Below are 7,190 nucleotides of genomic sequence, written 5' to 3' on the forward strand. Positions count from 1 at the left end.
TAGCTACACGTCAGATTTTAACGCACCCATTGCAGGAAGTGTAAGTCATCACTTTAAACCGGATAAAGCAGGGGTTTATACCTTTGAGGTAAGTGCAACGGATAGAGCAGGAAACATGAGCAATAGAGTAATCGAAGTTCGTGCCATTGAAAGTGGAAGCGGCGCCGGAGGCGTAGACGGCCCTCCCGTAGTTTCCAGGATTATTCCTGCAAACGATGCTCAGGAAGTATTGATTAATAATCCTGTTGAGGTATTCTTTAATGAGGCAGTAGATTTCGTAAGGGATTTATCTTTTAAACTGGTTGATTCGGCAACAGGGTATGAGGTACCGGCTTTTGTTTATACGACAATTTATGAGACGCCGGAAGGCCGCATCAGTACGAAGGCCGTTCTTCAACCGAAGAATAATCTTGCCTATGGCAGAAAGTACGATGTTATTCTAACGAAGGACATTAAGGATATTTTTGTGGATGCAAATGTAAGTGACGGTGGCGTCCCCTTATCGCTGGCATCCAGGGTAAAAGGAGCAAGTGAGTATAAAACTTCTTTTACAACCATCGCACCCAGGATAGGCGCCCTTATTGATGACAGGTTCACCGGTGGGTCAACGGGTGATGTGGCGGTTTATGAACACGGCAGTGGAAATATCTACACCTATGTAACGGCCAATGAAAATGGCTGGTATGTGATAAATGTTACTTCTCCCACAAATCCTGTTGTCGTTCACCATCACCGGGCCAATAACGGATTCTCCTTCAGAGGCGTTGCTGTTGATAACGGTATTATGGCCATGACGGACACGGTTAATATTTACGGTGGCGGGCAATACGGTTATGTCCGTTTTTATGACCTCCGTGATAATCCCGAATTGCCGACATATATCGGTCAGGAAAGACTGGCCGAAGACTGGTCGGGCATACCTTGGCGCGTCGCCATAAACGGGAATCTGGCCTATGTGGCAACTGTCATGGTGGGCATTCAGGTGGTTGATATTGAAATGGCGGAAAATTACAGTAAGGAAACAAGAGGCCAGGCCCTTGTGGGTAATCTCGCTATACCGGGCCTGGGCTATGGAAATCCCTCCGATCTCGCTATTATCAAAGGCGGCAAGATGCTGGTAACGACAACGACGGGCAGGCTTGTTATTGCTGATATTAATCAATTAGTTCCACAGGTTCTTAGTGTGACAGGCAACAGGACGGAAGTTTACAGCGCCTTCAGGGTTGATGCTGCCACAGAATTCAGCTTTTACGATACGCGGCTTGGTGAAAGTAATCTAAAAAGTATCATTGATATCGCTGTAACAAACAGCTTCCAGGGCGAGATCAATACCGTTGATATCAGTGATCCTTATAACCCTGTAATACTTGGCACTGCGGTAGACTCAGCAGGCGTTGTACTGGATATTCTTGCCAGAGATGTTAAGGTATCGAAAACGTCCGGCATGGCCTTTGTCGCCTCCAGTGATGCAATTTATATTATCGATATAAAAGACCCCATCAATCCCAAACTTGTTTACAAAAGCTTGCAGACTATGACCAGTGCAGATGATGAATCTAAATTATTTTTTGCAACAGGCATTATAGAAAAAGATGGCACAATTTACGTGGCCGACAGGCAGGCGGGGCTTAAAGTACTCAATACGAGAAAGCTGCTGCTTAAGCAATCCTGTGATGAAAATAACTTTTTTGCCTGCAATGAATTTTATCCTGCCCTTGCCTACGTAAGTAACGGCGTTGAAAGCGGAAAGAAGCGGATTATTCTTGAAGCTAAAAATAGCGACAATCAACTGATTAATGACGGAAAAACCTATGCACGGCTTCGCAAGATTGAACCGGAAACGGCTGGTGTGCGGCTTAAAGGAAAGGCTGGTGCGCGCTGTCCTGAAGGAACTCCTGTTTTCAAAATGTGTGCGCTATTTGAAAAAGGTCATGCCGAATTTCACCTGACAGTGGACAAGGCATTTCCATGGGACACGGAAGAGTTAACCATGACATTTGATATCTATAATACAGAAAGTGACGGAAAAGCACTGGAAGAAGATGCAAGTGAAAATAAAAGGACCACTGTAGAATTGAAAGTACGTACCAATGCCAATGTAAACCTGCAGGAAGTGCTGGACGGAACGGCGGTTTATACTTTTGAAAAGTATGGTACTAATGATTTACCTTTAGATGATCTCCACAAAGGCAAGACAACAGGTAATGAGCCAAAGGAACAAGGCTTTGATTATGTGCAGATGATGTTAAACTATATTATACCGCCGTTAAAAACGCCTGTCAGAGAGGCGAACCTTAAAGATAGTTTGAACATTAGTGGATGGTATGGTGGACAGGCATTCCGTACAATTAAAGCAATTATTAATACAACAGCCGATGGTTTTGATGGAACACTCGTTGATTCAAAGATTTCCCATCGCCATGATCAGGCGGGGTATAAAAGTAGTTTTGAGAAAATTAATAAAGAGTATAATTACTATGATTATACCTTGAAAGCAAATACCCTTGATGAAGCAAAGGTTATTGATAAAGAACTGCTTGTCGGTTTTGACCTTCATACTAGCGAAATTCATCCCATAAATGATGAGGATATAGGTATTTATGAGCTTTTTCAGAATGAAGATTGGGACAGAGATGGTATTAGTAATTTTGTTGAAGTAGAAAATAGTAAATTGGTGACTTTAACTTTGACAGGGACTACAACAACTGCTATAGAAGTAACAGGGGAAGAGACAACAACAGATGACAAGAATTATGATGCCGCTACAATTCATTACAATGTGACCGATGGTCATATCGTTTTTGATCCACTCACTGAAACAAGTGTAGATACAACCATACAGTCTCTACTCAATACAACAAGGCGGGGTACTGTTGGTCGTGGTGAAATGCTTAAAAGTGATTCTACCGGCATCAATGATGGGGAATATGCCTTTTCCAAGCGAATTGACGGTATAAGAATACCCTCTGCCAATAAAGGTTATTATTACAGAAGAGGTGGTGATTTTAATGATACTGATAACTATGCCTTAAGAAAAACGATAGAGAAGCTTGAGCGGATAGGCAAGAAATGGGCTGAAATGCACCCTGATTTAGCACCAATGAATGCGAAAGTATTTTCTCCAACTGGTGACAGTAATGCGTTGAAGCCTGCTACCTCCGGGGTGTCGTGCACAGATGGTAATGTAGCAAATTATGGTAACCCACCGTCAGACATATATGAGTATAATGATCCTGTTTCTGGTGGAACCAGGTTTGGCGTTGGTGATTTCAGCCGACCGGGAGGAGGTTTCTTCTATAGTTATACTCCAAACATCATTACATCTAGTGGCACTTTTAATTTTGGAACCATAACGAATCCTGTTATTATCAGGCCGGATCATAAATCACATGAAGCGGGTGTTGATATTGATGTAAGGTACGTTAGAAGAAAGGCATGTGGTGAAGGTGGTATTGATTTTACGAAAGCTAGTCGGAAGGCTTATGATAGGGAATTGACGTTTCAATTGATGACACTTTTTGCTGAGGAAGGTGCAGTAGCTTTCTATGTAGATGTCAATGGGAGAGCAAAAATATTTAATAAAGTAGATCCTGATGATGAAGATAAGCAAAAACCAAAAGCTGAGAAGTATGTAGCTTTTAATAATTATACTGTTTTAGTGGATAGAGTAGATGAACATCATCACCATTTTCATGTAAAGTTTCCTGATCCTTATGAACCTCTTCAGCAGCCTACGGCATTCAAGGCCTTAGATTACACACAAGACCCGGTAATTGACTATGGAAGCGAGGCTACGCTTAATAACGGAGAGACTGTGACCATTGAGTCGGATGTTATAAGGGATAATCATGGCTGGGGCCTCTTCCAAAAGGACGCAAGCAGAACCTATGCAAATTTCAGAGTTTATGTGAGGAGTGAATCAGGGAATGCTATTGGTACAATGGTTAATACCGAATGCAGCAAAGTAAATGATTATAGATTATGCAAGATAGATAATAATGAAAGTAAAATAAAATTTACCTATACTACACATAGTACTATCACAGAGCCAGTTACAATAACGATTAAATCACGTGATGGTTCATATGAATATGGTAAAATGAAAATAATAATCGCAACAGAACCATAACAGGAAAGGAGTTGTAAATAATGTTTAAATATATACTGCTTATTACAGCTTGTTTGATTTCTTTTTCACAAAATGTTTCTGCTAAAGCTTTAATTTATGATGAAGAAAAAGGGGTGATTTACTTAAATGAAGAATTCATAAACTTGAAAAGATATGAAGAAAAGAGAAAAATAAGTGAAGAGCCGAAGAGAAAGATTTATCTTATCGATGTGGAAGCTAATACATCAAGAACACTAATATATTCTAACCGAAGAGTAGAGACCTATGATATTAGTGGTAAAGGACATATTGCTGTAATGGAATCATGGAATGAAAAAGTAAGCAGCCATATAAAAAGAGCATTGATTATATACGATATTGAAGGTAGACAATTAAAAGAGATACTGGATGTGCCTAGAACTACCGATAGTTCTGACAGTTTTGTCTGGTCACCTGATGGAGGAATGATAGCTTATGTAACCGGGGTACCGACTCTTGATGAAAAGTATGGGCCTTTCCGTTCTACTGGCATTTGGATTTATAATGTAAATAAGGATAAAACTGAAAAAGTCGGTGGGGGTTATGGCGTAAATTGGTCTTCTCATGATGGTAATTTGTATATGCAATTTGCCTATGGGGCAACTGAATTCGCTTCAATCTATGATGTTAATACTGGCAAAACAAGGCAATCTGGGAAAAAGGGACTGATATTTTCAGATGATGGTAAGTATCATATTGGTAAAAAATATCCTGAATCAATGGGTGAAGATGTAAGGGATTATGTATACAGAAGTAGCACAAATGAAGTTCATTATGAGTTTAGTATTGAGAAGGCGGAATGGAAAGGGTACGCGAAGTTTATCTATGATAGCCAATTTCTATTAATGTGGAGTGATGGTAGGTTTTATAAAGTATTTGATGTTGAGACGAAAAAAATAATTAGAAAAGCGAAGCATGCATTACTTGGCTGGAACAAGGATATGACTAGGGCTGTGGTTTATGAAAAGGGGAAAATCCATATTGACGAGATGTTGACCGGAAAACGGTTAATGTCGTTGGATTTGCCGGGAGAATAAAGTAGAAGTCAATATGAGGCATTGCAGTTATTGTCGTAGATATTTATAGATTACTTAAAGGGGATAGATTAAATTCTATCCCCTTTTTTGCAGGATGAAGATTTCAGGATAAGATGATAATAGAAATCGCAACAGAGCCTTAACAGGAAAGGGACTGATTTATGGAAAGAATGAAGTACATATATTTTTTAATTATTTATATATTGGTTTCTGCTGGAAATGCGGATGCAAAGGCTTTAATTTATGATGAAGAAAAAGGAGCAATATATATTGGTAATGAAGTTAGAATTATAAAAAACTATGAAGAAACGAAAAAAAGTGGGAATGTATCGGCTAATAAAATTCATGAGATACAAGTAAAAGCAAACAACTCCAGTACACTATTTGAGACAACTAAACCTATATCTGAATATAAATTAAGTGTTAAAGGCTATATTGCAATTGTTGTATCAAATTGGATCGAATTAAGAGGAGGTTTATGGCATAACAAGTCATCGTTAATGGTATATAACCAAGAAGGCACAAAAATTAAAGAAATTCCTGATGTACAGGTTTCATCGAGGTATTACGATTGTTTTTCCTGGTCACCCGATGGAGGAAAGATAGCGTATGTTACAGGAGGTCCAACGCGCGATGAAAAATATGGACCCTTCAGCCCAACTGGTGTCTGGATTTACGATATTGCGAAGGATACAACGGAAAAGGTTGGGGGCGGCTTTGGAGTCAACTGGTCTGAACATGATGGCAACCTGTATATGCAGTCGAGCTATAAAGATACCTTATATGGAGTAGTCTATGACGTTAAGCAAGGAAAAACCAGCAACTCTGGGAAAAATGGACTTATATTTTCAGAAGATGGCATGTATTCTGTTGGAAGAAAGCCCTCTGAGGAAATGGAGTGGGGCACTTCTTACGATGTATACAATAATCAAAAAAATGAGAGTGTATACAAGTTTAAAAGAGGGCCCAGAGGTGGGCAGGAAGAATGGATAGGTTATGCTAAGTTTATACTTGGAAGCCACTATTTATTGATGTGGAGTAGTTCTAGTAATTACCGGATATTTGATGTTGATAAGAGGATATTTATAAGGCAAGCCACACCAACATTACTTGGCTGGAATAAGGATATGACCAAGGCTGTGGTTTATGAAAAAGGGAAAATACACATTGATGAAATGCTGACAGGCAAGCGTTTGATGTCGTTGGATTTGCCGGGAGAATAATCCAGAAGTCAATTCGGTAAGCTCATAAATATATTGCAATAGATATAATCAAAAGAAGGGACAGAATAATTTCTGTCCCTTCTTTTCGTTGGTGTCATGAAAGCATTTCTTGTGAGCAAACCGATTCAAATGCAGGAATAGGCATTTAATCCTTACTAACAAGCTTTTGGTTTTGCTCTTTGACAATTAAAGATTAAAAGTACCTTGCCGATGATGACGGCAATCTGCTTGTTATCGGGGCGGGTGGGCTAAGCCGTACCGTGCCTGTTGAAACACAGACGGCAAATGCTGCTGATCTTGAAGCGGTCATTCCCACCGATATGACATTATTAAGGGCCGTTGAGGTTAATTTTTCCGGTGAGACGCTTTCGTCAAGTGCTGAACTCTCTATTCCTTTACCCGATAGTCTGGATATAAGCCATCCCGTGCTCGTTTCGAGGCTTTTCGAGGCTGACGGTAAAAGGCTGCTTGAAGTGGTTGCTACGGGACAGGTGACAGGCGGATTGATTACCTCTCAAACAGGAAGTGTGGCGGGTGCCACCTTCCCGGGAATTGTCAGTTCAGGGACTTATCTCTTCATAGAGGCGTCGCGGGCTGTCGGTTTCATGACAGGTATTGTAAGTGGTCTTGACGGTCTGCCCAAAGTGGGCGCCCTCGTCAGTGTCGATGGTTCAACCCTTGCCAATCTCTCCAATGCCGACGGCAGTTATCTCGTTGCCACCCTTTCTGGTCCCTGGACGGCACGGGCTCTGGATCTGACTACAAGAAACGAAGGTATTGTGA

4 protein-coding genes are annotated in these 7,190 nt (G+C 40.5%); all 4 read left to right on the top strand.

All coding sequences use genetic code 11. The annotated features are described in order from the left end of the window. On the top strand, positions 1-4,129 hold a 4,129-nt coding region (locus OEV42_21030), incomplete at its 5' end, for an Ig-like domain-containing protein (GenBank protein ID MDH3976755.1). A 20-nt stretch (positions 4,130-4,149) separates the two neighbouring features. Next, the gene (locus OEV42_21035; GenBank protein ID MDH3976756.1) at positions 4,150-5,184 is read left to right on the top strand and encodes a hypothetical protein; all 1,035 of its coding nucleotides are present in this window, start codon (positions 4,150-4,152) and stop codon (positions 5,182-5,184) included. Positions 5,185-5,345: 161 nt separating this feature from the next. Beyond that, on the top strand, positions 5,346-6,407 hold the full coding sequence (locus OEV42_21040; protein ID MDH3976757.1) for a hypothetical protein: 1,062 nt from the start codon (positions 5,346-5,348) through the stop codon (positions 6,405-6,407). A gap of 260 nt (positions 6,408-6,667) precedes the next feature. After that, on the top strand, positions 6,668-7,190 hold a 523-nt coding region (locus tag OEV42_21045; protein ID MDH3976758.1), incomplete at its 3' end, for a hypothetical protein.

The sequence above is a fragment of the Deltaproteobacteria bacterium genome, from assembly GCA_029860075.1.
Lineage (GTDB): Bacteria > Desulfobacterota > JADFVX01 > JADFVX01 > JADFVX01 > JAOUBX01.